This is a genomic window from Bacillus sp. FJAT-29814, from assembly GCF_001510715.1.
GTDB lineage: Bacteria > Bacillota > Bacilli > Bacillales > Cytobacillaceae > Neobacillus.
In genome coordinates, this window is the sequence record NZ_LMTJ01000002.1 from 468,219 (window position 1) to 493,295 (window position 25,077).

General features: G+C 42.1%; 26 protein-coding genes and 2 other annotated features. Of the genes, 8 read left to right on the plus strand and 18 right to left on the minus strand.

Features of this window, described 5'->3' with window-relative positions:
* The first annotated feature begins 94 nt into the window (after positions 1-94).
* Entirely contained in the window at positions 95-1,582 is a 1,488-nt protein-coding gene (locus tag AR334_RS06330) for a carboxylesterase/lipase family protein (protein WP_066306980.1), read from the plus strand.
* Between the two features lie 371 nt (positions 1,583-1,953).
* On the opposite strand, the gene AR334_RS06335 is transcribed toward AR334_RS06330, so the two are convergent.
* The gene (locus AR334_RS06335) at positions 1,954-2,361 is read right to left on the minus strand and encodes a DUF2809 domain-containing protein (RefSeq protein ID WP_066306983.1); all 408 of its coding nucleotides are present in this window, start codon (positions 2,359-2,361) and stop codon (positions 1,954-1,956) included.
* Positions 2,362-2,439: 78 nt separating this feature from the next.
* Between AR334_RS06335 and AR334_RS06340 the strand changes: the two genes are divergently transcribed.
* The 3 genes from AR334_RS06340 to AR334_RS06350 all read left to right on the plus strand — a co-directional run bounded on the left by AR334_RS06340 (position 2,440) and on the right by AR334_RS06350 (position 5,075).
* On the plus strand, positions 2,440-3,021 hold the full coding sequence (locus AR334_RS06340) for an HAD-IA family hydrolase (RefSeq protein ID WP_253701194.1): 582 nt from the start codon (positions 2,440-2,442) through the stop codon (positions 3,019-3,021).
* A 763-nt stretch (positions 3,022-3,784) separates the two neighbouring features.
* A complete protein-coding gene (locus AR334_RS06345) occupies positions 3,785-4,111 on the plus strand; it encodes a metalloregulator ArsR/SmtB family transcription factor (protein ID WP_066306986.1) in 327 nt (108 codons plus the stop codon).
* A gap of 97 nt (positions 4,112-4,208) precedes the next feature.
* Positions 4,209-5,075 carry a permease gene (locus AR334_RS06350; RefSeq protein WP_066306988.1) on the plus strand — a complete coding sequence of 289 codons (867 nt, stop codon included), beginning with the start codon at positions 4,209-4,211 and terminating at the stop codon, positions 5,073-5,075.
* On the opposite strand, the gene AR334_RS06355 is transcribed toward AR334_RS06350, so the two are convergent.
* Positions 5,072-5,332: a hypothetical protein gene (locus AR334_RS06355; protein WP_172799166.1), complete on the minus strand. Its 261-nt coding sequence runs from the start codon at positions 5,330-5,332 to the stop codon at positions 5,072-5,074. The two genes, AR334_RS06350 and AR334_RS06355, sit on opposite strands and share 4 nt — an antisense overlap.
* Before the next feature lie 430 nt (positions 5,333-5,762).
* On the opposite strand from AR334_RS06355, the gene ggt reads away from it, so the two are divergent.
* Positions 5,763-7,526, plus strand: coding sequence for a gamma-glutamyltransferase (gene ggt / locus AR334_RS06360; RefSeq protein WP_066306991.1), 1,764 nt, complete (start codon positions 5,763-5,765; stop codon positions 7,524-7,526).
* 290 nt (positions 7,527-7,816) lie between these two features.
* On the opposite strand, the gene AR334_RS29415 is transcribed toward ggt, so the two are convergent.
* The 12 genes from AR334_RS29415 to AR334_RS06415 all read right to left on the minus strand — a co-directional run bounded on the left by AR334_RS29415 (position 7,817) and on the right by AR334_RS06415 (position 17,054).
* Positions 7,817-7,987: a hypothetical protein gene (locus AR334_RS29415; RefSeq protein ID WP_156431193.1), complete on the minus strand. Its 171-nt coding sequence runs from the start codon at positions 7,985-7,987 to the stop codon at positions 7,817-7,819.
* A 164-nt stretch (positions 7,988-8,151) separates the two neighbouring features.
* Complete coding sequence (gene arsA / locus AR334_RS06365) at positions 8,152-9,948, minus strand: arsenical pump-driving ATPase (protein WP_066306993.1); 1,797 nt, start codon at positions 9,946-9,948, stop codon at positions 8,152-8,154.
* Between the two features lie 15 nt (positions 9,949-9,963).
* A complete protein-coding gene (arsD, locus tag AR334_RS06370; RefSeq protein WP_066306995.1) occupies positions 9,964-10,320 on the minus strand; it encodes an arsenite efflux transporter metallochaperone ArsD in 357 nt (118 codons plus the stop codon).
* Between the two features lie 61 nt (positions 10,321-10,381).
* Entirely contained in the window at positions 10,382-10,804 is a 423-nt protein-coding gene (gene arsC / locus AR334_RS06375; protein ID WP_066306997.1) for an arsenate reductase (thioredoxin), read from the minus strand.
* A gap of 14 nt (positions 10,805-10,818) precedes the next feature.
* Positions 10,819-11,874 (minus strand): ACR3 family arsenite efflux transporter, encoded by a 1,056-nt coding sequence (gene arsB, locus AR334_RS06380; RefSeq protein WP_066306999.1) that lies wholly within the window; start codon positions 11,872-11,874, stop codon positions 10,819-10,821.
* Between the two features lie 24 nt (positions 11,875-11,898).
* Positions 11,899-12,246 (minus strand): helix-turn-helix transcriptional regulator, encoded by a 348-nt coding sequence (locus tag AR334_RS06385; RefSeq protein ID WP_066307001.1) that lies wholly within the window; start codon positions 12,244-12,246, stop codon positions 11,899-11,901.
* A 680-nt stretch (positions 12,247-12,926) separates the two neighbouring features.
* Positions 12,927-13,418 (minus strand): arsinothricin resistance N-acetyltransferase ArsN1 family A, encoded by a 492-nt coding sequence (locus AR334_RS06390; RefSeq protein WP_066307003.1) that lies wholly within the window; start codon positions 13,416-13,418, stop codon positions 12,927-12,929.
* Positions 13,419-13,438: 20 nt separating this feature from the next.
* Positions 13,439-14,293, minus strand: coding sequence for a phosphotransferase family protein (locus AR334_RS06395; RefSeq protein ID WP_066307005.1), 855 nt, complete (start codon positions 14,291-14,293; stop codon positions 13,439-13,441).
* A gap of 12 nt (positions 14,294-14,305) precedes the next feature.
* The gene (locus tag AR334_RS06400; RefSeq protein WP_066307007.1) at positions 14,306-14,869 is read right to left on the minus strand and encodes a histidine phosphatase family protein; all 564 of its coding nucleotides are present in this window, start codon (positions 14,867-14,869) and stop codon (positions 14,306-14,308) included.
* Positions 14,870-14,877: 8 nt separating this feature from the next.
* Positions 14,878-15,270: a hypothetical protein gene (locus AR334_RS06405; RefSeq protein ID WP_156431207.1), complete on the minus strand. Its 393-nt coding sequence runs from the start codon at positions 15,268-15,270 to the stop codon at positions 14,878-14,880.
* Positions 15,271-15,376: 106 nt separating this feature from the next.
* Positions 15,377-16,486, minus strand: a complete 1,110-nt coding sequence (locus tag AR334_RS06410; protein ID WP_066307011.1) for a DUF4030 domain-containing protein — start codon at positions 16,484-16,486, stop codon at positions 15,377-15,379.
* The gene (locus tag AR334_RS06415; protein ID WP_066307013.1) at positions 16,476-17,054 is read right to left on the minus strand and encodes an RNA polymerase sigma factor; all 579 of its coding nucleotides are present in this window, start codon (positions 17,052-17,054) and stop codon (positions 16,476-16,478) included. Before AR334_RS06415 ends, AR334_RS06410 begins: the two co-directional genes overlap by 11 nt.
* A 194-nt stretch (positions 17,055-17,248) precedes the next feature.
* Between AR334_RS06415 and AR334_RS06420 the strand changes: the two genes are divergently transcribed.
* Together AR334_RS06420 and thrS are read left to right on the plus strand one after the other, a co-directional pair.
* A complete protein-coding gene (locus AR334_RS06420) occupies positions 17,249-17,983 on the plus strand; it encodes a glucose 1-dehydrogenase (RefSeq protein ID WP_066307018.1) in 735 nt (244 codons plus the stop codon).
* 95 nt (positions 17,984-18,078) lie between these two features.
* Positions 18,079-18,308: a binding site (T-box leader), on the plus strand.
* Between the two features lie 37 nt (positions 18,309-18,345).
* Positions 18,346-18,564 (plus strand) — a binding site (T-box leader).
* A gap of 50 nt (positions 18,565-18,614) precedes the next feature.
* Positions 18,615-19,826, plus strand: a complete 1,212-nt coding sequence (thrS, locus tag AR334_RS06425; RefSeq protein WP_066307020.1) for a threonine--tRNA ligase — start codon at positions 18,615-18,617, stop codon at positions 19,824-19,826.
* A gap of 133 nt (positions 19,827-19,959) precedes the next feature.
* On the opposite strand, the gene AR334_RS06430 is transcribed toward thrS, so the two are convergent.
* From AR334_RS06430 to AR334_RS06440, 3 genes are read right to left on the minus strand one after another with little or no spacing between them, the layout of a single operon-like run.
* Positions 19,960-20,793: a radical SAM protein gene (locus tag AR334_RS06430; protein WP_172799167.1), complete on the minus strand. Its 834-nt coding sequence runs from the start codon at positions 20,791-20,793 to the stop codon at positions 19,960-19,962.
* A 15-nt stretch (positions 20,794-20,808) separates the two neighbouring features.
* Complete coding sequence (locus AR334_RS06435) at positions 20,809-22,326, minus strand: ABC transporter permease/substrate-binding protein (RefSeq protein WP_066307026.1); 1,518 nt, start codon at positions 22,324-22,326, stop codon at positions 20,809-20,811.
* Positions 22,323-23,273: an ABC transporter ATP-binding protein gene (locus tag AR334_RS06440; RefSeq protein WP_066307029.1), complete on the minus strand. Its 951-nt coding sequence runs from the start codon at positions 23,271-23,273 to the stop codon at positions 22,323-22,325. Before AR334_RS06440 ends, AR334_RS06435 begins: the two co-directional genes overlap by 4 nt.
* Positions 23,274-23,685: 412 nt before the next feature.
* Here AR334_RS06440 and AR334_RS06445 point away from each other — a divergent pair, with 412 nt between their 5' ends.
* Entirely contained in the window at positions 23,686-24,066 is a 381-nt protein-coding gene (locus AR334_RS06445) for a YkvA family protein (RefSeq protein ID WP_066307033.1), read from the plus strand.
* A gap of 46 nt (positions 24,067-24,112) precedes the next feature.
* On the opposite strand, the gene AR334_RS06450 is transcribed toward AR334_RS06445, so the two are convergent.
* Positions 24,113-25,054, minus strand: a complete 942-nt coding sequence (locus tag AR334_RS06450; RefSeq protein ID WP_066307038.1) for a GGDEF domain-containing protein — start codon at positions 25,052-25,054, stop codon at positions 24,113-24,115.
* Positions 25,055-25,077 lie beyond the last annotated feature (23 nt).

Below are 25,077 nucleotides of genomic sequence, written 5' to 3' on the forward strand. Positions count from 1 at the left end.
TGTAATTAAAAGGAAAATACCTACTTCTTCTCGAATATCAATTAATAGCAACAAATGGGGTTCAAACTGAAAGTATTGGGAGAGGAGAAAATCAATGACCAAAACAATTGTTGAAACTGTTTACGGTAAACTGCAAGGGGAACAGGTTGATGGAGTGTTTGCATGGAAAGGGGTTCCATTTGCAAAGCCTCCAGTTGGATCACTTCGATTTCGCGCCCCAGAACGGCCGGATGCTTGGGAAGACGTCCGTGATGCCACCCAATTTTCACCAGTTGCACCGCAGACACAGCGGGAAATCATGGAGTTTTTCGGGAATGATGTCTCGAATGTTAGTGAGGATTGCCTGTATTTAAATGTATGGTCACCTGGCGCTGATGATAAAAAACGGCCTGTTATGGTTTGGATTCACGGCGGCGCCTTTGTTTCCGGTTCGGGATCCAGCCATTGGTATGACGGCGCTTCGTTTGCCGCCCAGGGTGATGTTGTCGTTGTAACGATTAACTATCGTCTGGGAGTATTGGGCTTTCTTCACCTTGCCGAAATTGGCGGTGAAGAATATGCGACATCCGGGAATTGCGGCATTCTTGACCAAGTGGCAGCATTGCACTGGGTTCAGGACAACATCGCGGCGTTTGGCGGCGACCCAAACAATGTCACCATTTTTGGAGAATCCGCTGGGGCCATGAGTGTTGGAGTATTACTCGGATTCCCATCCGCACAAGGCCTTTTCCAAAAAGCAATTTTACAAAGCGGCGCGGCGGCAAATGCGCATTCTTCCGAGACTGCGACAAAAGTGGCTAGTCATCTATTAGCCGCGTTACAGGTGGAACCTACGAATCTCGCAAAACTGGAGGAAATGCCGGTTGAGCAATTATTGAAAGCCGCTGACCTCCTGCCGGCGATGAGCTTGGGGCCAGTTGTGGATGGTGTTTCATTGCCAAAGCATCCACATGAGGCGATTGCTGGCGGTTCGGCGAAGGATGTCGCGATTTTGATTGGCACAAACAAGGATGAGTTTAATATATTTACAGTGTTTGACCCTGAGTGGAAGGATGCGGATGACGCGAAGGCCAAGGCACTTTTTGAAAAAACATTCGGACCTTTAGTGCCGCTTTTATCCAATCAATTCCGTGGTCCGTTGAATCAGGAACTTTTCAATAAACTATTAACGATTCATATCTTTACCTATCCGGCACAAAAACTCGCGGAGCTGCAGGTAAATCAAGGCGCACCGGTTTGGATGTATCGGTTTGATTGGGAAACGCCTGTATTTGACGGTGCCCTAAAAGCTACCCATGCGTTGGAGATTCCATTTGTTTGGAACACGCTAGATACGCCAAATACGGAAAATTTCACCGGTTCTTCTCCGGAACGGAAATTAGTCTCGGTCCAAATGCATCAGGCATGGATTAACTTCGTGAGCAACGGCAATCCAAACACGGAAGACCTCCCGTTATGGCCAAAGTATGATCTAAACTTCCGCCCAACGATGATTTTTAACCTAGAGAGCGAAGTGGTCAACGACCCGAACCGTGAAGAGCGGTTAAAATGGGAGCAGGCGGCCATGGTGATGAAGGCTTAAAATGTTCGGCATTTGATAAAAGGTCTAGCCTGGCAGGCTAGACCTTTTTCTTAATCTTCTATGCTACGAGATTCTTGATTTTTACTTCTTCTCAGTCGCATATAGGCCTTCTATTCGACCCAACTCTTGCTTCCTGATCCCCCTCGGTCGCATATGCGCCTTCTATTCGACTCAACTCCTGCTTCCCGCTTCTTCTCGGTTGCATATACGCCTCCTATTCGACCCAACTCTTGCTTCCTGATCCCCCTCGGTCGCATATACACCTTCTATTCGACTCAACTCTTACTTCCTGCACCTCCTCCGGTCGCATATGCGCCTTCTATTCGACCGAACTCTTACTTCCTGATCCCCCTCGGTCGCATATGCGCCTTCTATTCGACCCAACTTCTCCTTTCTTTTCCTTCTCGGTCGAATAGAGCCATCTTATCCAAGAAACTCCCTATCAAAATGCCTACAGTGTACCGATACAAGTCCACAACAAGAAATCCTTTTCCCAATACTAATGCGCCAAGCACAGTGCCCCTAATCTGGTTAATCCAGTCGGCTTGATATAACTGGCTGAATTCAATGGCGAAACTAAATACTAGGCTGAGCCCTATGGCAGTGAGTATACTTTTTCGAGCAAGCAAGAAGCGAAATCCAAAATAGACCATCATCGCCCACAATGCGTCCCCGGCGTTTTCTGCGATAAAGTTCGGCAGGAACTGGCCGTATTTTCGGGAGGCAAGCCCTAATAACATGACAATAAAAATTGTAATAAAATATTTTATTCTTTTCATCGGAATCACTCTTTTTCTATCATCTTCCTTTTTAAATTACCATATGTTACGCTGTTTAAATAAAAATTTTAAGAAAGAGTGATTTTTATTAACATCTTATGGGACTTCGATGGAACACTTTATGATACATATCCTGCATTGGTGGAAGGCTTCGTTCAATTATCCCAACAAGATCTTGACCGGGGTGAGGTTTTACAATGGCTGAAAAAAGATTCGAAAACGGCCTTCAAACATTATGGCATTGATGAAAGCCGCAGGGGTGAGTACCAAACATATTTTAATTATCACTCAAAAAAAATCAGCAGGCCGTTCGATCATGTTGAGGATGCTTTGGCAGCTGTCGAGAACAATGTGATCGTGACCCATCGCGACAAGGAATCGACGATTTATCTGCTTGAAAAATATCATTTGAAAAAGTATTTTAAGGAAATTGTTTCGGTTGAAGAACAAGGCTTCACCAGAAAGCCTCATCGTTCTTCTTATGAACATGTTCTTAGACGTCATCACATCGACTTGGTTGTGGGTGACCGGGAATTGGATTTAATTCCTGCAAGGGAACTAAACATCAAAACGGTTGCCTATCAAAATCCGAATCTTGAAGCAGATTTCCACATTGAAAGCTATGCAGACTTTATTCCTAGGGTTCTAAATCGGCTGTAATCAAAAAAAGATGAGTCTAAGGCTCATCTTCAGGCTGTCGGGATAACGCGTCAGAGTGAATATTTCAGTCGAACGCGTCATGGGACTAGCATTCATGACGCGTCAGAGGCAAAAAATCAGTCCAACGCGTTATGGGACTAGCATTCATGACGCGTCAGTGGCAAAAAATCAGTTCAACGCGTCATGGAACTGCCCTCCATGACGCGTCAGTGGCAAAAAATCAGTCCAACGCGTCATGGGACTTCCCTCCATAACGCGTCAGAGGGAAAAATCCAGCCGAACACGTCATGGGACTTCCCTCCATGACGTGTCAAAGGGAAAAATCCAGCCCAACGCGTCATGGGACTTCCCCTCATGACGTGTTAGCGTACCATATGGTGATAACAGACTACTGTTAGCAGCAAGAAGATTGTTGATCGCAGCAAGATTCCTCTAGTGAATTTTCTACCTCCTTAATTTCAACACTACAGCAATCGGAACTCTCTTTACCAAACAACTTTTTAAAAAAATTCATCTTTTCCATCTCCTTCTATTTTTGGATTGATTAAATCAAGTTTTTTTGATTTAATCCATATAAATCAACTTTTCTTGATTTAACACTCTTAGTATATTAGCAATTTTTACTAATTACAACCACTTTATCAAAAAAATTTGTTTAATTAAAATATAATCAAATTTTCTTGATAAAGGAATTGACACATGAAAATATTGGATATAAGATAAACATATCAAGATTATTTGATTTAAAAAGCAGGTGAAACGAATGCAAGAAGAAATTCCATTAACAGACATATCATTGGATTCGACATTCGAAAAGTATGAGTTAAAATTTAAAGCGATTGCTGATAAAAAGAGACTGCAAATCATGAATATTTTAACTCAAAAAGGAGCCATGTGCGTATGCGATCTCGCGCCCTTGGTTGATATGGCGCAATCAAAATTGTCTTACCATTTAAAGATTTTATTGGATGCAAACATCATTACAAAAGAAACACGGGGAACCTGGAGTTATTACGAACTGAATCAGAAAGAGCTCAATCATTTGTTGTCCCCGGAGCTTTGCTGTTTATTCAAGCCGACATGCTGCTAAATTTTTTTGATAATACATCAATTTTTTTTGATTAATACATCAAGATATTTTGATTAACACATCAAGATATTTTGATTTAAAAGGAGAAATATATATCATGTGGTTAGATGCCCTTAAAAGTTTTCTTTATATTGCTCTGGAATTAACGGTCCTTTTCATCGCCATTTCGTTCGTAATTAGCCTTCTCCAAGGCTATATTCCGTATGAGAAGATAGAAAAAAAGCTCACAGGCAGAAATAAATTCATCGCCGCATTTGCAGCCATTGTTTTTGCTTTTATTACTCCCTTTTGTTCCTGTTCAACCATCCCGGTAGTTGTCAACATGCTGAAGAAAAAGATGCCGTTTGGAATTGTCATGATATTTTTGTTTGCCTCTCCTGTTCTTGACCCCACGATTTTAACGATTATGGCCGTTGCTCTTGGCTGGAAGGTGGCTGTACTCTATACCATTTTGACGACCATTTTTTCAATCATTATCGGCTTTACTCTTGAAAAATTAGGCTTTGAGAAGTCCGTAAAAAATGTCGTGATGTCTGGTTACGAGGAACAACATAAGAAATTCAATGTGAAGTTGGCGATAAAAGAAACGTTGCACTTAATGAAAAGCGTTTACCCGTATTTAATTTTCGGTGCAGCAATCGGGGCTGTCATTCACGGCTTGGTTCCAACAGAATGGATTTCCAGCGTGTTTGGCCGCGACCATTGGTGGTTAATACCTGTCGCTGCTATTATTGGAATTCCACTATATATTCGCTTATCCAGTATGATTCCCATCTCGCAAATCCTGATTGCAAAAGGAATGGCGCTGGGGCCTGTCATGGCGATGATGATCAGTTCTGCCGGTGCGAGTTTGCCGGAGATTATCCTTTTGAAATCCATCTTCAAAAAACAACTCGTTGTTACATTCGTTCTATCAGTCGTTACCATGTCGACAGTATCGGGATTTATTTTTTACCTGATTTAATAGAAAATAAAAAAGGAAGTTAGTGTATAAATCACTAAACTCCCGCGAGTGTTGAAAAATAAACTGGTATAAGTGATGGTCTGACCATTCTGAGGATGTTTCGCATTTTCATAGGCAGTTTGAAAATCCGATGCTTCGTTGGCATTGGTAAAATATGTTTCTATCAGATATTCATTTTCTCCTACCCGGCCAAGCAGCTCGTCAACGTCTTGATCGCTTAGCAAGATTCTTGTCGAGGAGGATATGGTAGAATTCATTATCGAATCCAGTATGTATTCTTTAATGACAAACTCCTTGGTCACTCCGTCGGTGATAAAGTGACATGATCACCGACCTCCATCGCATACATGTCTCTGAAAATGACGGGCATGCCGATTTCCCCTTCATGGTTGATTACTTTTTATGAGCAGAATCCAGGAGTAAATCCTTCGTTTTATTTTTTCTTTACCAAACCAATGTCAAGCCGGCTGTTTACTATTATCAAAGGACTGACTCACTTTTATTAAAATTAGACTAGGACTTTGTTCATAATTAAGAACAAATTATCCTTAAAATATGTTACTTTAGTAACGCTTGATATAGGTAGTAATAACCAAAATTAGGAAATCATAGATGTAATCTTCTAATTTTTCTGTAAAGTCAGATAAAATAGAATTGTTAGTATTCTACATAATAGGAGGGAAATGGATGCGGAGGATTTTGAAGGCAGGTACGGCGATTTTATTTAGTGGTCTCCTAATTGCAGGGTCACTGCCCTTTAACGCTCATGCTAAAGGGAAAGATGTTGATTATGGGAAATACAGCCAAGTAGCAACAGGAAAGGATGGAATGGTGGCTACTGCCCATCCGCTGGCATCGGAAATCGGTGCAGAAGTACTCAGAACAGGCGGAAATGCGGTTGATGCAGCAGTGGCCATTCAGTTTGCTCTAAACGTTGTTGAGCCGATGATGTCCGGTATTGGCGGCGGCGGCTTTATGATGTATTACGATGCAAAAACGAAAGAAACAACTATCATCAACAGCCGGGAACGCGCCCCCCAGGGAGCAACACCTGACATGTTCTTGGATGAGAACGGAAAAGCAATTCCATTTGCAGACCGCGTAAGAAGCGGTAAGTCGGTTGGAGTCCCTGGGACATTAAAGGGACTCGAAACCGCTTTGGAAAAATGGGGCACCCGCCCTATGCAGCAATTGATTGGCCCGGCCATTAAGCTGGCTGATCAAGGATTCCCGATTGAGTCGGTACTTGCCGACGCTATTGCTGATAACGAAGAGAAGCTTTCCGCGACAGCAGCAAAAGACGTCTTTCTTCCAAATGGGCAGCCATTAAAAGAAGGCGACCTGCTTGTCCAAAAAGATTTGGCTAAAGCATTTAAGTTAATTCGTGCCAAAGGGGCAGATGCCCTTTTTAATGGTCAAATTGGCGAAGCTATGGCAAATGAGGTCCAGCAGTTTGGCGGTTCGATGACAGTAGCAGATTTGGATAAATATAATGTTACAATTGATAAGCCAATTTGGGGCGATTACCAGGGTTATCAGATTGCTAGCATGCCTCCTCCAAGCTCTGGTGGGGTGTTCTTGCTGCAAATGCTGAAAATCTTGGATGATTACAAGCTTTCCAAATATGATGTAAGGTCATGGGAAAAATATCATCTCCTGGCTGAAACTATGCATCTTGCCTATGCAGACCGCGCTGCCTTTGCAGGGGATCCTGAATTTGTTAACGTTCCGTTAAAAGGGCTGCTTCATCCTGAATATATCAAAGAACGTCAGGCTCTAATCAGCCTTAACAGCATGAATAAGTCTCCAAAAGCTGGAGACCCTTGGAAATACGAAATGGCTTCAGCCAATTACAAAATCACTTCACAGCCTGACGATAAGAAAGAGGGCCAGACAACCCATTTTACGGTCGCTGACAGATGGGGCAATGTCGTTTCCTACACCACGACAATTGAACAAGTTTTTGGCTCTGGAATCATGGTGCCTGGGTACGGGATTATGTTAAACAATGAATTGACAGATTTTGATGCAGTTCCTGGCGGAGCCAATGAAGTGCAGCCAAATAAACGTCCATTGAGCAGCATGACACCGACAATCGTCTTTAGTGATGACAAGCCTATTTTAACAGTGGGATCGCCAGGCGGCACAACAATTATTACTTCTGTTTTACAGACGATTCTACATGCAATCGAGTACGACATGGAGCTAAAGGAAGCGGTCGAGGAGCCAAGAATCTATACGAATAGCACCACTTCTTATAGAATCGAATCCGGAGTTTCCGCCGATGTAATAAGCAAACTGAACAGCATGGGACACCGATTCGGCAGCCCGACAACAATTGGAAACGTACAAAGCATTTTTATTGATCATGAAAACGGCACCTTTAAAGGAGTAGCCGACTCCAGCAGAAATGGCGCTGCAATCGGTATCAATTTTAAAGGGAATCGGTAATCTTCAAAATAAAAAAAAAGGGGCAGTCTCTAGATACCTTTCCTGGGGCTGCACCTTTTTTTATCACATTTTTCTTTTTGAGATCTTTTTTATGGCTCGCTGCTGTTGTAGGAATAGCCCTTCATCTAAAGAAAAAAGGGATAGATGGAGGGCTATTTAACTGCATAATATATTTTTTTAAAAGAAATCTTCAAGAATTGATAAAAGGATTTTAATTTCTAAGACGTAAAGTTAGGTTTCTCAACAATCTGAGGAAGTTAGTGTATAAAACAACTAACTTCCCTTTTTATTTAGCAACAATTACTCTCATTTCCCAATAACACAAGCCCATTGGCCTCTTGATTGAAATCCATTGTTAGGTTTTCCGTATATGGCTCTACATCGGGATCGATTGCGACCATTACTTCATTAATCGTTACGACTATATCCTTTTCATCCGGCTCATCCAGAGCCAGTCCCATTTTTGGCTGTCCTCAGCCAAAGCCCGCAAAATAGATACGAATGTTTTTGGCATCATGTTCTTGAAGCAATTGCTTCAGGACATCACGAGCCTGATCTGTAATATTCATCTCCCCATCACCCCTCAAAAAATTCACTTCATTCATCATACCGTTTTTTAATAAAATTACAACCTATTTGCAGCCAGTGCTCTATGATGTGCAAATTTTTCCAGCTGTTCAAACCCGGTGATTTCTTCACTCATCAGTGGAACGATTGCACATTTTTCAGCAAGGTCAGCTGTCACCTGTTGAATCCAAGCCTCTTCGGCCTGTGCCCTTCCTTTGAGGACAGGATCTTTTGTTTCGGCAGCGTAAAAGCTTTGATTAATAACCCACCATTCCGTGGAAATATCGGCCCGCTTTAAATCGGCTTGCAACCGGCTTGCCTCTAATACCGGAGTGGCTTCCGCCAATGTGACGATGACCACGCCGGTTTCCTTCCGATTCCGTAAGCGCGGCAGCAGCATCTGGACGCTCTCGGGGATTTCTCCGGTGGACCGAGCGAGTTCTTTATGGTAAGACTGGGCGGCATCCAAAAGCAGCAATGTGTGCCCTGTCGGCGCCGTATCAACGACGACGATTTCATCCTGAGCCCTAGCCACAACCTCCGCAAACGCCCGAAAAACGGCAATCTCTTCCGTACATGGCGATTTTAAATCCTCTTCGATATACGCAATCGCATCTTCATCAAGCTCATCGCTTACCTTGGACAATACTTCCTGTCTGTAAGCCTCAACTTCCTCTGCTGGATTGATCCGGCTAATCGTCAATTGCTCATTTAATTTGCTATTTTGAAAAATAAACTCTAAATGGGCGGCCGGGTCGGTAGTGGTTAAATGTACTTTATGGCCTTTTTCCACCAAGCCAACTGCGATCGCAGATGCAATCGTGGTCTTGCCAACTCCACCTTTCCCCATTGTAAAAATTAATCTTGTGTTATTTTTCGAAAAGTCTTCCATTACTTGATTTAAGCCTGGCAGTGAGATTGGCTCGCCTCTGGGTTCTGATTGCTTCGCAGGTAGTGTGTAATGTTTAAATAAATAACGCAGGTTTTGAATGCCTGTTAAAGAATACGACACAAATGGCAGCGAATACGTGACAACCTGTTTTAAATCTTTGGGCATCCCCTTGATTGCCTTGCGTTGTCTTTCATATAACGCCGCGGAAATTTTATCGTCAGGTAAATAAGATTGTAATAATCCATTCATAATCAAAACTTGGTTTGAGATGCCAATATCCTTTAACTCTTTAGATGCACGGCTGGCTTCGAGCAAGGAGGACTCATCCGGCCTAGAAACAAGAATAAGAGTCGTTTTTTCCCGATTAGAAAGTGCATCCATGGCAATAGCATAGATTTGTTTCTTTTCGGACACCCCCGATAAAGGCCCCAAACAAGAGGCGCCATGGGTGTTGTCTTCTAAAAAGCCGCTCCAGGCCGTCGGCAACTGCAACAGGCGAAGCGTATGCCCTGTCGGAGCCGTATCAAAGATAATATGCTCGTATTTTTCATACACCTTTGGGTCGGAAAGCAAATTGGTGAATTGATCAAAAGCGGCGATTTCAACGGTGCAGGCCCCCGATAACTGTTCCTCCATGTTGGCCACAACAGCATCTGGAAGTTTCCCGCGGTAAGGTCCGATGATGTTCTCGCGGTATGCTCTAGCGGCTTCCTCCGGGTCAAGATTACAGGCATAAAGATTGGGCACATTTGCAATCGCCATCGGACTATTTGTCAGCCCAACTTCCAATACGTCCTGCAAATTAGAGGCGGGGTCGGTACTGACCAACAACACCTTTTTGCCCTCTTCCGCTAAAGCCACGGCAGTCGCACAGGCTGTCGAAGTCTTACCAACGCCGCCCTTGCCTGTAAAAAATAAAAATTTGGTCGCCACAATCATCTTCGGATCGAAAGCTTGAAACATGATTTTCACTTCTCTCTATTTTAAATCGATTTTCAGTCCGACCTTTTGCTTTTTCGAAAGCTCGTCCACTTCTACCCCAAACCATGCCGCAAATTCTTCGTTGGTTGGGTAAATGCCAATTTTGCCGATTTTCCCATCAACGATCGTAACCGGCAATGCATCTGGCCCCTGTTCATGAAGAACCTGGTTTACTTCCTTGTTATCAACAAATCTTCCAGGTTCGGTTGCCAGATTATAGCGTGTAATGTCAAAGTCCTTTTTTTCCAATAAAAAGATGGCCGTTGCCACTCTGGTTAATTCAGGGTCGACACTCGGACCGCAAACACCTGTAGGGCAGCATAATGCCGGGTCAAAGATTTGTACTTTGGTCATTAAATTCCCCTCCAAAACATAGGTAGGAAGACCAAGAGTTCAGCCTCTTGGCCTTTCCATTTTACTCCCCCGTATCGGCAAAACGCTTTATGCGGTCGCCGATTTCATCACGGACACGTTGAAAGAATGCCCATTTTTCTTCGTCTGTTCCTTGAGCTTTCGCCGGGTCATCAAATCCCCAGTGAACCCGTTTAACCTTTGATGGCGTGATTGGACACTTATCAGCAGCATCTCCACAAAGAGTGACAACTAAATCAGCATTGTTCAAATACTCAGGATCAATAATATCCGAAGTATGGGTTGAAATATCAATACCTGCTTCTTTCATCGCTTTTACCGCATTTGGGTTTAGCCCGTGCGCTTCAATCCCGGCACTGCGCACTTCCCACTCGTCACCTAAATGCTTTTTGGCCCACCCTTCAGCCATTTGGCTTCGGCAAGAGTTTCCTGTACATAAAAAATAAATCGTCTTTTTGTTCTCCATGTTGAATTCCACCTTTAGGCTGCAGATTCTTTAAAATATTTTCGTTTAAACCATAACGCTACGTTGACCAATGCAATCATGACCGGAACCTCTACAAGTGGCCCAATAACGGCCGCAAAAGCTGCGCCGGAATGAATCCCGAATACGCCGACCGCCACCGCAATCGCTAATTCAAAGTTATTGCTCCCCGCCGTAAACGCAAGGGTTGTCGTGACTGGATAATTCGCGCCAATTTTCTTTCCCATGAAAAAGGATACGAAGAACATTAATATAAAGTAGATTAATAACGGAATGGCAATTCTGATGACGTCTAATGGCAGACTGACGATCGTGTCGCCTTTCAATGAAAACATGATGATAATCGTAAATAAAAGCGCAATTAAGGTAATTGGACTGATTTTCGGGATAAAAACTTTTTCATACCACTGTCTGCCTTTAATTTTTACAAAAATAAAACGTGTCAGCATCCCCGCGATAAATGGGATCCCCAAATAGATGAATACCGATTTGGCCACTTCAAGCATCGTAATATTGACAACTGCCCCTTCGAGCCCGATCCATTCCGGAATAATGGTCACAAACACATACGCATAAACGGAAAAGAACAGCATCTGAAAGATGGAGTTAAATGCGACCAGTCCCGCGGCATACTCTGTATCTCCTTTGGCAAGATCATTCCATACAATCACCATCGCAATACAACGGGCCAAGCCAATCATGATGAGACCAACCATATACTCCGGTTTATCCGGAAGGAAGATGACCGCCAGCAAAAACATTAGGATAGGGCCGATAATCCAGTTTTGAACCAGCGAAAGGACCAACACCTTTACATCTTTAAAGACCCGGCCGATTTCCTCATAGCGCACTTTTGCCAGTGGCGGGTACATCATTAGGATCAACCCAATCGCCAATGGAATGGACGTAGTCCCAACCTGCAGCTCATTCATCCCTTCGACAAATCCCGGAAAAATAAAGCCCAGGCCAATGCCGACTGCCATTGCGATAAAGATCCATAGCGTTAAGTAGCGATCCAAGAAGGATAATCGTTTTTTATCTGTAGTACTCAATTTTTCTCACTTCCACTTTCAAAATTAACAACCGCAACGAAGGGTCGGATTTGCTCTATCAATCAAGTTGATTTGATCTGTCTGTTCCGGTACATGTTCCAATATATCTTCAATAAGTCCATACAGCTCGCTTTGTTGATTCAAGGAATAGTATATCCACTGGCCCCTTCTATCCTCTTTCACCAATCCTGCGTCTTTTAACTTTCTTAAATGCTGGCTGATCGATGGCTGACTCATGTCAAACACTTCAAGAAATTCACAGACACAGCACTCACGCTGCTTTAAAATACCGATGATGGTCAGGCGGGTTTTATCCCCCAACAGTTTTAAAACGGCAGCAGCGCGATCTAATTCAACAATAGTTTTAGACAACAACCATACCTCCTTTTAATCGAAATATAACTATATGCTTATATGTTAATTTAAATCATTATGGAATTCAAGAACGATGCATGTAAAGTTATTGTAAAAAATGGTCTGGACTGGGCTTTCATGACGCGGCAGAGCGAAAATTCCCGACCAACGCGTCATGGCAATGGCTTTCATGACGTGGCAGACCAAAAATTCTCGACCAACGCGTCATGGGGATGGCTTTCATGACGCGACAGAGCAAAAATTCCTGGCCAACGCGTCATCGGACTGACTTCCATGACGTGCTAGAGCGAAAAATCCTGATCAACGCGTTATGGGACTGACTTCCACGACGCGGCAGAGCGAAAATTCCCCGCCAACGCGTCATGGGACAAGCTTTCATGACGCGACAGAGCAAAAATTCCTGGCCAACGCGTCATCGGACTGACTTCCATGACGCGCTAGAGCGAAAAATCCTGATCAACGCGTCATCGGACTGACTTCCATGACGCGTCAAGAGGGAAAATTCAGTAGAACGCGTCATGGGACTGGCTTTCATGACACGTCCAAGCAATAAATCCCGACCAACGTGTCATGGGACTGAATTTCATAACGTTACTGAGATCATTTGGTGATAAAAGAATTGCCGAGAAAATACCCTTTCTCGACAATCTGATTGAGAACCGTAGGCAATCAATCTATTACAATAATTTTTCCATTGCCATGACATCAACAAATTTGCCATCCAATATCCCCTGATTTTGAAAAATCCCTACCTCGCGAAAACCCGTTTTTTTATATAATCCTTGTCCCAGTTGATTGAATGGAAATGTGAACAAAACCATTTTATGAAAGTTGTTTACTCTAGCGATGGATTCAAGTTCAGCGAGCAGTTTGTTCCCTACCCCTTTTCCCCTGAAATCCCTTGAGATATAGACTGAAATATCGGCAACCCCATCATAGGCACAACGATTATTGTACTGATTTAAGGAAGCCCAGCCGATAATTTTCCCATCCTTTTCCGCGACAATAACCTGAAAACGGCCAGAATGCTTTTCAAACCATTCTTTCATGTAAAGGTAATCCTTTTCTTCCGTTTCTAATGTGGCAATTCGATCGTGAATTCCTTGATTGTAGATTTCACGTATTGCCCCAAGGTCGTCCGCTTTTGCTTCCCTAATGAGGACGTTCATAAAAGATCTCTCCTCTGATACTAAAATAGGTCCGTTTCAACGGTCCATCTTAACCGTCTGATCCATTCTTGCTGTACTTCTTTTGGAGCATGTTGAACCTTATACAACACCTTCCAAACCTTATATACACTATAAGCTTTTAACGATTGTGAGGATATATGGATAGAGCTATGCTGTTTGTATTCTTCCATAAACAAGGGATTCAGAACTTCGGCATATTCAGGGTAATGCAGTTTGGTAAACCAACAGACCCAAGCAATATCGGTTAACGGGTTGGCCCATTCTGCCCACTCCCAATCCAAGATTGTCAGAATATTAGAGTCAGTGTATAAAACATTATGAACCCCGTAATCACCGTGGGTGAGGACCCATTCCTCCTGCGAATCGTTTATGCGCAGCAGGATATCCTTAGAGGTACCAATAAGATCTCCGGGGACAAAATCCAAATCAAGGTTCAATTCAGCAAAATCGGAAGCCTTTATCCCCACAGCTTCTTTATATTTCTTGGAATGGATGTTTTTTGAAAGAGATGTTCCCAAGCTTTTATATAATTCTTTTGCTCTCTCCAGTTCCATGCTATCTAAAATCGATTGTCCACTCCGGCCGTTCCGGTACTCCATTACAATGATTTGAAAGCGATCGGTATTTATGACGTCGTAGATTTTGGGCGTTACCCCTGTGTCCCGCATCAATTTCAAGCAATTGATATCATTTTCAATGTCCTTGTTAAGAGAATGGGCCAGCTTAATCACCAATGGGGGATGTGATTCCGATGTTAGTAGGAAAGTTTCATTGGTGTATCCCCCGGTTAATCTCTCAAGCTTAAAATCACCGTACTTTTCCTCTAAATGTTTTTTAATGAATTTTTCGTTCAAAAAATATCCCCCTTAGTATTCAAGCCAAAACGTTGTTGAATCCCAATGCTTAGCACTCATTTTTCTATTTCCTATCCAACCATACTTTTTGAGTTCCCTGGCAATCATTCTATTAAAAAATCCATGGCCGACCAAAACGACCGATTGATGTTCCTCTGCCCTTTCAACCAAGAACTTTGCGGCTGCTTCCGCCCTTCTTTTTGCCTCTTTTACTGACTCGCATCCATTGGAATAACCCATAAACCATAGGCATCGCAAAATCACCGCCCACATACTCGCATGTAACCTTAAGCCCCCAATTTGGGCAAAAGGCATTTCCGTTTCACGAAATAGTGAGTTTGAAATGACGGTTACGTTAGGTTTTAAATACTCCGCAGATTCCAGCGACCGTTTCAGATCACTTGTAATGACAATAGCAGCAGCCTTTATTTTTTCAAGAGTTTCTTGTGGATAGGATGTTTCTTCAGATACTCCCTTTGAATCATATTGTTCAACCCATTTTTTAAACTCGTGGCTAGTCATAGACTTATTCTCAGTCCACAATGATTGACCGTGTCTTATTAACGTAATTTCCATCCTATCTCCTAATTTCGAACCAGCTTTTCAATATAATCATAATCTATGTTTTTATCTGTGGAGGTATAGAAAAATCCTTTGTATCTTATCGTATCTGATGAGTTAATCGTCAATTCCTTAATAGGTTTGCCCTTAAGATCAAAAATGGTTGTACGAAAGCTATATCCCATATACATAAAAGAAGGCTTGCCCTTCTTAAAGGTTACTCCATTCAGGTTATGGATAATGTAATTGATGTCCTTCCTGTCGGTAATCTCCACCTGATATCCTGTGTTCCCATCAAACACCTTAATCTTGGAAACGTCAGATGGGGTGATGTTCACCAGTTTATGAGGTATGAAGGTGAACGAAAACAGCAATAGTAACACGCATGGAATGGTTATGATGAGCATCCAAATCATTTTTTTCAAAAAAACACCCCCATTTTCAATATTACAATAATCAAGATACTAATTGCTCTTTTTAATATAAAGACCCTTCAGCATAAAGTGCAGAAGGGCCAGAAATCTAATTTTTTATTGTCCGCAACGTCTTTTTATCTCTACTTAAAATAACAATCTCATATATGTCGGTTTGAACGGCAGTTTTGGCTTCCTCTGTTTGCAAGAATTCCTTGATGGTCTGTTCGGCCTTTGCCGCCACTTCCTCCTGCTCCGCGTCAGTAGACGAGACTGTGGTCCGGACTTCGATATAGAAGCGCTCTTTATTATTGGAATAACCGGTTCCGCTCACTTTAAATTCGGTTCTGGCAGTCAGCCCTTCTGTCATGGTTAGGTACAAGGGCACTAATCGGCCTTCTCGTTCCTGCAAATTAGGGTCAATCAGGTAAAATTTAATTTTATATTCTTTGATCTGCTCCTGTTGCAATCTTGTTAAAATATCACTCTTAATCTGATCCAATCTTGTCTCGGTTTTGGGAATATATTCAATGTTGATTCTTCTATCACTGCTGACTCCAATCCCGTTCGGCTCGTATCCATACTTTTGCAGAACTTCCCCGACAATCGCCGTCACCTTATTAGCCTCTGCGTCAAACTCTTTATCAGCTTTCTCGTAAATCTCAGCTGCCCTTTTGGCAGCGTCGGGGTCGTGGAATACCCTTACTTTATAGGCATCGTTGTTTCTTTTCTTCAAGATATCCTTAATCAGTTCTTCCGCTGGCGTTTTTACTTCGTTATAATACTCAGCCGTGCCCTCAAACCCAACAGTTACTTCTTTTTCAGGAATGCTTACCCCTAACTGGCCATATTGATATTGCTTTTGATCCAAGGCCTCTTTTACTTCTTCAAAAAGCGGCTTGGACTCAAATAGGCCGCCTAAATAAGGAATAGTGGAGACAATTTGGGCCATGGCTGGTGAGACAAAGGCCGATCCTACGAAGAGGCCGAACGCCGCGGCGACAGAAACCGTAACAGCAGCCACCAGTTTCCACACAGCTTTACGCCCCTTCAGCCCATGACGAAAGGTGTTCCAATCTTTTTCGGTTTGTTCCTTGATTTCCTTATCAATCTCGCCATTGGCGTATCGATCTGGCAGGTCAGCAATAAATTTTTCAAGAGTGTCAGGTACCTGCAAATGTTCCAATGATGAGAGGTTCACTTCTTTTTTAGATCCCATTCGTCTTTACCTCCTGATAAAATTTTTTTGAGTTACCCATTATTTCCGCAAGCTTTTGCCTTCCTCGTTTAATCCGCGTTTTGACGGTGTTGATGTTTTCATTAAGGATAAGCGAAATTTCTTTCAGGGATAAATCTTCATAATAATGAAGATACAATGGCAAACTCTGGTCTCTTTTCAACTTCTGAAGATGGGCCAGCATTTCCTGTTTTGTTTCATTTTGAATCGCTGTTTGCTGTGCCGATTGGTTAACGATTTTGCCCTGTGCTTCCGTGCTGTCATCGAAGTCTATATGAATAACACGATGGTTTTTTCGATAGATGTCGATGGAGCGTGAATAGACGAGACTGTAGAACCACGCCTTAAAATTCATCAGCTCCTTCTGTTTCATTATGCTGATATACGCCCCTTCAAGGGCATTCTGGAGTGCATCCTCGGCATGTTCTTTTGATTTTAAAATGAGAAAGGCTGTTTTATAGGCTGAGGGCAGAAGATTCCGAACTAGTAGGCCAAAGGCTTCCTTATCCCCTTCCCTAATTTTTCGCATCAGTTCCTGTTCATTGTTCAAAGATGGGACCTCCCCTTGCAAACGTTTCATATGGTAAACGAAATGGAAGCAGCTTTTGGTTTCACTTTTTATAAAAAAGGTTGTGTTGCCCTTCGATTTACATTTGTAGTATAAATACCTTGCATATATGAAATAGTTACTTGCAACGATAAAGGAAGAAAGACCGATTAGCAATGTAATAGGAGGAGTTATGAATGGCTCGTTTAGAAGGTAAGGTCGCAATTATTACTGGTGCTGCTCAAGGTATGGGTGCATCACATGCAAGGCTCTTTATTGCCGAAGGTGCAAAAGTTGTATTAACAGATTTGAATGAAGAAAAAGGAACGGCTTTAGCCACTGAATTAGGTGAAAATGCTTTATTTGTAAAACAAAATGTGACAAGTGTAGAAGATTGGGCAACAGTGGTTGCTAAGGCTGAAGAAAAATTCGGATCAGTGAGCGTATTAGTAAACAATGCTGGAATTACAATGGCAAAATCCATTTTAGAAACATCTCTTGAAGATTACCGTCGTATCGTGGATATCAATCAAATTTCTGTTTTTCTAGGAATGAAAACGGTTATTCCCTCTATGCAAAAAGCTGGCGGCGGTTCCATTGTCAATGTTTCTTCCATCAATGGGATTGTTGGTGGTGCTATCGGATATACCGATACAAAATTCGCTGTTCGCGGCATGACAAAAGCAGCGGCAATGGAATGTTCCCACTATGGCATCCGTGTCAACTCGGTACACCCTGGCGTGATCGCAACCCCTATGGTCGTCCAAGAAGATACAAAGGCAGCTGTAGAGGAATTTTCAAAGCATATTCCTTTAAAACGAGTAGCGCAGCCCGAAGAAGTATCAAACCTTGTTCTTTACTTATCTTCTGATGAATCAAGCTACTCAACAGGATCTGAATTTATCGTTGATGGTGGATTAACGGCAATGTAGATTTTGGAGGATGCCCTTAATTTTTCAAACAAAAAATGATTGACATATTTCACCATTCCTATTAAAATCATCAACAACCACATATTGTCAATTTAAATCAAGCGATGATAAGGACATGAATCATTCTTAAGTTTTCTTTCCAGAGAACAGGGCCATTGGCTGAAAGCCTTGAAGAAAAAGAGAATGGTTTACCACCTTAGAGCTATTATAGGGAAATTTAAGTATCTATAATCGGGTAATCCGTTATCTTTTTTGAGCATAAAGCAGGCTAAGATAGCATGTTTTATGGAATTAGGGTGGCACCACGACCGCACTCGTCCCTTTTGTTGGGATGGGTGCGTTTTTTATTTTCACAATTTTATAGTCAAGCGATGATAAGGACATGAATCATTCTTAAGTTTTCTTTCCAGAGAACAGGGCCATTGGCTGAAAGCCCTGTAGAAAAAAGAATGGTTTACCACCTTGGAGCTATTATAGGGAATCTTAGTATCTATAATCGGTAAATCCGTTATCTTTTTTGAGCATAAAACAGGCTTGTTTTATGGAATCAGGGTGGAACCACGGCCGCACTCGTCCCTATTGTTAGGGAGAGTGCGGTCTTTTTTTATAAAAAAAATAGGAGGAATGAAAAATGGTAAATCAATTGGAGGCAGAAAAAAGAAATCATCGAAAATTAGGTCAGGAGCTGGAATTATTTACTTCCATGGAGGAAGCACCGGGAATGCCGTTCTTCCTGCCAAATGGAATGGTAGTTCGAAATGAGCTTGAAAATCTATGGAGACAAAAGCACAAAAAGGCTGGTTATAAGGAAATAAAAACACCGATTATGATGAAACAGGAGCTTTGGGAGCAATCCGGCCATTGGGATCATTATCACGAGAATATGTATTTCTCGAATGTGGATGAGCAAAATTATGCGATTAAGCCAATGAGCTGCCCTGGCGCTGTGCTCATTTTCAACAGCAAACGGCGAAGCTATCGGGAATTGCCAATCCGTTATGCAGAGCTTGGATTAGTCCACCGACATGAACTGTCTGGTTCTTTAAATAGGCTTTTGCGGGTCCGCGCCTTTACTCAAGATGACGCCCATATATTTGCCCGGATTGACCAGATTGAGTCGGAAGTTGCCAAAGTCCTTGAGTTGGTGGATGAGTTTTACTCCCTGTTTGGATTTAATTATAAGGTCGAACTGTCCACTCGTCCGGAGGAATACATGGGTTCACCGGAAATGTGGGATCAAGCGGAAGCTGCGCTGGAATCTGTGTTACAGAGCAAAAGGGTTGATTATCAGCTGAATCCTGGGGACGGAGCGTTTTATGGCCCGAAAATTGACTTTCATATTTTGGATTCACTCGGCAGAAGCTGGCAATGTGGCACTGTTCAATTGGATTTTCAAATGCCGCAAAAGTTTAACTGCGGTTATGTAGGCGAGGATAACAACCTTCATGTTCCCGTCATGATTCATCGGGCCATCTATGGCTCGATTGAGCGGTTTATGGCAATTTTAATTGAGCATTTTGCTGGTGAATTCCCGCTTTGGCTGGCACCCGTTCAGGCAAAAATCATCCCGATTTCCGATGCGCAGGCAGATTATGCGGAGTACGTGGTGTCGCAACTGGAAGCCGCAGGATTACGTGTGGAAGTTGATGACCGGAATGAGAAGATGGGCTTGAAGATCAGGGAAGCTGAAAAACAAAAGGTACCTTATATGCTGGTCGTTGGTGATAAAGAAGTCGAGAACCATTCCCTGGCATTAAGGAAGCGAAAAGAGGGGAATATTGGTGTACTGAGCATTGAGGAAACAATTGAACGGTTCTTGAAGGAAATAAACCTAGATAATTAACAAGGAAGCTCGAAGGAAAAATGGAATATTCGTGGCATTTGTTGTTTCTTGAGGGGTTTGGAGTTATGAACCTCCCATAACGACCGGGGCGTTGGTTTTTTCATGCCTTCGGTCGTTATGAGCCTCCCTAAGGTTATTTGGGAAAGGCCTCATCACAAGAAACCCCAATCATCTCACTACGAAAGTATTTACTAAAATATTTTTTTACTCGATCATGAATGTCCTCACTGTACCATTCTGATAACCCATGCTCCTTAAATAATTCCGGCATCCCCAATCTCGCTGAACGCCGTCCCCCTTGACCATCGCCAATAAGTAGCGTATCAATCCAAACCCGATCCACGATTCCATCCAACAGTTTCGGAAAGTCCGGGGTAAATGGGAGCACAGGTGAAATGGAAGCCTGGGTGGGGATACCTGCATCATGAATTTCCTTCAAGGCTTTTAAACGAAGTTTAATCCCGGGTGCGTAAGGGGCAAAAATTTGCTTGATGTCTTCCCGATCGGTTTCAACCGTCATCGATACAACGAGATCACATTTTTCCTTTATTTTTACTAACAAATCAACATCCCTAGTGACGAGCGGGCTCCGGGTCTGCATCTGAAGGAAATCAGGCGGATTCTCTACCATCTCCTCCAAAATCGCCCGGGTAATTCCAGCATTCCGTTCCATTGGCTGGTAAGGGTCTGTAGCGGATGACATAAAGATAATTACTGGCTTATTCCTCTTGCGAAGTCTGATGATTTCCTTCCGGTAATTTTCGGCTGCGTTCGTCTTGAGGTCTAGCCATTCTCCCCAAGGGATTCCTTTGAAACGTTGGAGGGGCATTTCCCTTACATAGCAATAACTACAGGAGAAGCCGCAGCCGCTGTATGGATTCAGGGAATGGGTAAAGCCGACGTCCAGATATCCCTTTGCTTCTGTAAGGATTTTCTTGGCTTGTGTTTCTTTTACTTCCATTCCCATCTCCACCCTTCCTCATTACTTTAGTAAATCATTTTTTTCTAAAAATTCCTTCGCCACACTGTTAGCCTTTTTCTTCTCAACCGCAACCTCGTAATTCATTTTTCTCATTTCATCATCGGTAATTTTGTCAGAAAGTTTATTCAAAATATCTTTTAACTCTGGATATTTTTCTATTGTCTCTTTCTTTAATAAAGGTGCGCCTTGATACGGAGGAAATAAATTTTTGTCATCCTCTAATACAACGAGATTATATCTTTCAAGTTCACTATCCGTTGAATAGGCATCTACTAAATCAATATCGCCTCTTTTTACGGCCGCATACCTTAATTCCGGCTGCATAATGGTAACTTTGGAGAATTGAATTCCATAAAGCTTTTGGATCCCGAGGTATCCATCTTCACGCTCAGGAAATTCCGGCGTGAATCCAGCCTTTATCGCGCCTTCTATTGGTTTCAAGTCAGAAATCGTCTGCAAGTTATACTGCTGTGCTAGTGACGCTGGAACTGCTAATGCATAAGTATTATTAAAATTCATCGGCTTAAGCAGAACTAAATCTAATTTGGTTAACAGGCCATCCTTGGCTTGTTCATAGACTTCTTTTCGATCCGTGCTGTTTGGTTGTTCTTTTAACAAATCTGCGATGACCGTCCCGGTGAATTCAGGATAAATATCGATACTGCCTGAGGTTAAAGCATTATAGACAAAGGTGGTTCCGCCCATATTTGGTTTCACCTCAACACTCAGGGAAGAATTCTCTTCAATTAAAAGCTTGTACATGTTCATCAAGATTTCCGGTTCAGCCCCCAATTTTCCGCCGATGATAATGTCTGCTCTTTTTGGCTGCATAACCGAAGAAACAGTGATGACCAAGAAAGCTGCGATGATGACAGAAACCATGGAGACCATCGATTTCTTAAATGTCATCTTCTCCATCTGCCGGAGTAAAAAATCGAAAAATAACGCTAACAGGGCTGCTGGAATCGCCCCTAACAGGATCAGGTCCGAATCATTCCGGCTGATTCCGACTGTGATCAAATCACCTAATCCGCCGGCTCCTATCAAGGCTGCGATTGTCGCCGTACCGATAATCAGCACCATTGCGGTTCGAATCCCAGCCATAATAACAGGCATGGCAAGGGGAAGCTCTACCTTAAATAACAATCTGCGGTTATTCATGCCAAGCCCTTTTGCCGCTTCAATCAAATTGGGGTCCACTTCTTTGATTCCAGTATAGATGTTTCTTAAAATTGGAAGCAACGCATAAATGACCAAGGCGATAATCGATGGAACAGTGCCGATTCCGACAAGTGGTATGAGCAGCCCCAACAACGCCAATGACGGAATCGTTTGAAACACAGCGGCAATTCCAATGACAATCTCTGCCGCTTTCTTTTTTCGGGTTAAATAGATTCCAAGGGGAATCGCGATAATTAAAGCAAAAAACAGGGCAATGAAGGAGATTTCGATATGCTCGATTAAACCCTTTAGCAAATCTCCCTTTCTTGCTAAAAAGGTTTGGAATAAATCGTTCATTCTACTGCACCTTCTTTCAGGCTACTCGACAGTTGCTGAATCAACGTCTGCCTAGTTACATAACCGATGATTTCCCCGTCCTTGTCTATGCCGACTTGGTCCTGCTCCGATAATGCTTCAAGGGTTTGCTGCAATGAACTGGTCACTGGGATCACTGGGATATTCTCTGCTTCTTTATTGACACCAGATAGAACTTTTTCCAGATCAAAATGAAAATCTCTTTGATTGTTCGTTCCAATAAATTCTCTGACGAAATCATTGATGGGATGATAGATTAATTCATCACGGGTCCCAACTTGCACGATTTCTCCATCTTTCATAATACAAATCCGGTCGCCTAACTTTAGCGCTTCCTGCATATCATGAGTAACGAAAACGATGGTTTTCTTTATCGTTTTTTGAAGGTTCAAGATATCATCCTGGAGCTTTTCTCTGCTGATCGGATCAAGCGCACTAAATGGCTCATCCATCAGAATGATTTCTGGATCAGCCGCCAAGGCTCTCACAACCCCGATTCGTTGCTGCTGGCCTCCGGATAACTCACTGGGTTTTCTGTGTTTATACGTTTGGGGCTCTAATCCCACCATTTCCAAGAGCTCGTCCACTCTTTCGCCGATTTTCTCTTTGCCCCACCTTTTCATTTCCGGAACAACGGCGATATTCTCTTCTATGGTCATATGCGGAAAAAGAGCAATTTGCTGAAGCACATACCCGATATTCCAGCGCAGTTCATGAATATCATAGTCGCTGATTTTTTTCCCATTTATTAAAATGGTGCCCTCAGAAATATCGATTAACCGATTGATCATTTTTAGGGTAGTGGTTTTTCCGCTGCCGCTCGGTCCAATCAGAACGAAAAATTCTCCTTTATAGATAGTAAGATTTAATTGCTTAACAGCAGTCGTTCCATCATCAAACTGTTTTGATACATTTTCAAAGTGAATCATTTGTTTACTCCTTATTTTTTTGGCGCTAATTTAAAGGATTCTTGGTATTTCTATTATTTCCTTTAAAAAATTTCATAAGTTTTGTATATTGGAACCTTTCTAAAGGACACTATACTATTGAAACCCGCCCAAGTTGTCTAATATAACACGGCTATAAGACACTTTTCTAGTTTAACCTCCTCAAACTGTCTAATAGACCGCCTCTAAAAGACACTTTACCATTCAATCAAGACCAAACTGTCTAATAGACACCTTCTATAAGACACTTTACCAGCAATCAAGACCAAACTGTCTAATAGACACCTTCTATAAGACACTTTTAGATGTAATGGAAGAATGGGGAGTAGGTTATCAAGACGTATAAGTAAATTTATATTAAAATAAAGAAAAAACGATAGCGGGCGGGGAGAACATGGAAAGGTTGAAGAAATGGGCAAGGAAACTTAAAAAACAACTTTTTGTTCTATATTTCGCTTATAAAGATAAACGAGTATCCTGGTACGCGAAAGTGGTTGCCGCCTGCGTTGTCGCTTATGCCTTCAGTCCGATCGACCTGATTCCGGACTTTATACCCGTACTCGGTTATCTAGACGATCTTATTTTAGTTCCATTAGGAATTATGCTGGCTTTAAAGATGATACCAGCTGAAGTGATCAAAGACTGCGAAGTTAAAGCAAACGATAGGATGAAATACGGAAAACCGAAAAACTGGATTGTTGGCTCGTTGATTATTATTCTATGGATTTTCTTTGTTTTATGGCTTGTCTTAAACGGGTATAAGTTCATTAGTTAAAGAGGGTGGAGTTTATGCTTTATCCTTCCACCCTATCAATTTTCTACTAAATATTTATTGTATAACAACTTCCTCTAACACCTTTACAAATTCTTTTAACTGAGGCGGCATATTCGACTAGTTCTTCTACATCCTTAAATGTTTGGTTCTGATTGGTCACAATGGCGATCGATAATGAAACAAGCGGAATTTTTTCTATGATACCCTGCCGATTTTCTGCTATGACATATTGTTGTGACAGGTGGGGGGAACTATAAAACTCTTTTACCATCTTTTCAAATTTTTTTATGAGGGATTCGCAATCAGGTAGGATATCATGATGATCAATAATAGCAATAAAATCGTCCCCGCCTATATGCCCTAAAAAGGATCCTTTATTTGTATAATACCTTTTCAGGAGTTCTGCAGTAGATTGAAGCAGTGCATCCCCCTTTTTGAAACCATAGGTATCGTTATAGGCTTTGAAATGATCCAAATCAAAATATAAAATGCTAAACCTTTCATGGCGGATGATTTCTTTTAATTTTTCTTCAATGCTGTGATTGCCCGGTAATCGAGTGAGAGGATTTAAAAAGCTGGCGAATTCCACTTGAACCTCTACTAACTTCATTAGCAATTTTTCAATACTAACAACGCCGATATATTTATTTTCTTTTGTTACAATGACATAGTCATACCGATTCTGTTCTTCCCTTTCCATTGCTAACTTGCATACCTCTGTTACCGATTGAAAATAATCAACCATGAGAGAATCTGTACTGACAAGCAATTCAATCGATTTCCCCATATAGAGATGGTAACCGTACTGGGTTCCAATTTTTTGATAAAAATATGTTTTTGAAATAAGGGAAACTGGGACTTCATTTTTTATCACAACTACTCCTTGTATTCTTGTATTTTCATTAAATAGTTTATCTACGGTACTATTTAATTCATTTAGAGAAACACAAGGAACTTGCTCTACAATATCACCCACATATGCAACCATCGTTTTCATCCTTTTTCTGACTA

Coding starts and splice junctions, on each gene's coding strand:
- arsA (WP_066306993.1), bottom strand. CDS start 9,948: ATGTTTCAAGCTTTCGATCCGAAGATGATTGTGGCGACCAAATTTTTA.
- arsD (WP_066306995.1), bottom strand. CDS start 10,320: ATGACCAAAGTACAAATCTTTGACCCGGCATTATGCTGCCCTACAGGT.
- AR334_RS29415 (WP_156431193.1), bottom strand. CDS start 7,987: ATGGGACTGGCTCTGGATGAGCCGGATGAAAAGGATATAGTCGTAACG.
- AR334_RS06445 (WP_066307033.1), top strand. CDS start 23,686: ATGGAAAGGTTGAAGAAATGGGCAAGGAAACTTAAAAAACAACTTTTT.
- AR334_RS06400 (WP_066307007.1), bottom strand. CDS start 14,869: ATGGAAATTACGTTAATAAGACACGGTCAATCATTGTGGACTGAGAAT.
- AR334_RS06335 (WP_066306983.1), bottom strand. CDS start 2,361: ATGAAAAGAATAAAATATTTTATTACAATTTTTATTGTCATGTTATTA.
- AR334_RS06435 (WP_066307026.1), bottom strand. CDS start 22,326: ATGAACGATTTATTCCAAACCTTTTTAGCAAGAAAGGGAGATTTGCTA.
- thrS (WP_066307020.1), top strand. CDS start 18,615: ATGGTAAATCAATTGGAGGCAGAAAAAAGAAATCATCGAAAATTAGGT.
- AR334_RS06420 (WP_066307018.1), top strand. CDS start 17,249: ATGGCTCGTTTAGAAGGTAAGGTCGCAATTATTACTGGTGCTGCTCAA.
- AR334_RS06345 (WP_066306986.1), top strand. CDS start 3,785: ATGCAAGAAGAAATTCCATTAACAGACATATCATTGGATTCGACATTC.
- AR334_RS06410 (WP_066307011.1), bottom strand. CDS start 16,486: ATGGGATCTAAAAAAGAAGTGAACCTCTCATCATTGGAACATTTGCAG.
- AR334_RS06390 (WP_066307003.1), bottom strand. CDS start 13,418: ATGAACGTCCTCATTAGGGAAGCAAAAGCGGACGACCTTGGGGCAATA.
- AR334_RS06350 (WP_066306988.1), top strand. CDS start 4,209: ATGTGGTTAGATGCCCTTAAAAGTTTTCTTTATATTGCTCTGGAATTA.
- AR334_RS06355 (WP_172799166.1), bottom strand. CDS start 5,332: ATGAATTCTACCATATCCTCCTCGACAAGAATCTTGCTAAGCGATCAA.
- arsC (WP_066306997.1), bottom strand. CDS start 10,804: ATGGAGAACAAAAAGACGATTTATTTTTTATGTACAGGAAACTCTTGC.
- AR334_RS06430 (WP_172799167.1), bottom strand. CDS start 20,793: ATGGGAATGGAAGTAAAAGAAACACAAGCCAAGAAAATCCTTACAGAA.
- AR334_RS06405 (WP_156431207.1), bottom strand. CDS start 15,270: ATGATTTGGATGCTCATCATAACCATTCCATGCGTGTTACTATTGCTG.
- AR334_RS06330 (WP_066306980.1), top strand. CDS start 95: ATGACCAAAACAATTGTTGAAACTGTTTACGGTAAACTGCAAGGGGAA.
- AR334_RS06440 (WP_066307029.1), bottom strand. CDS start 23,273: ATGATTCACTTTGAAAATGTATCAAAACAGTTTGATGATGGAACGACT.
- ggt (WP_066306991.1), top strand. CDS start 5,763: ATGCGGAGGATTTTGAAGGCAGGTACGGCGATTTTATTTAGTGGTCTC.
- AR334_RS06450 (WP_066307038.1), bottom strand. CDS start 25,054: ATGGTTGCATATGTGGGTGATATTGTAGAGCAAGTTCCTTGTGTTTCT.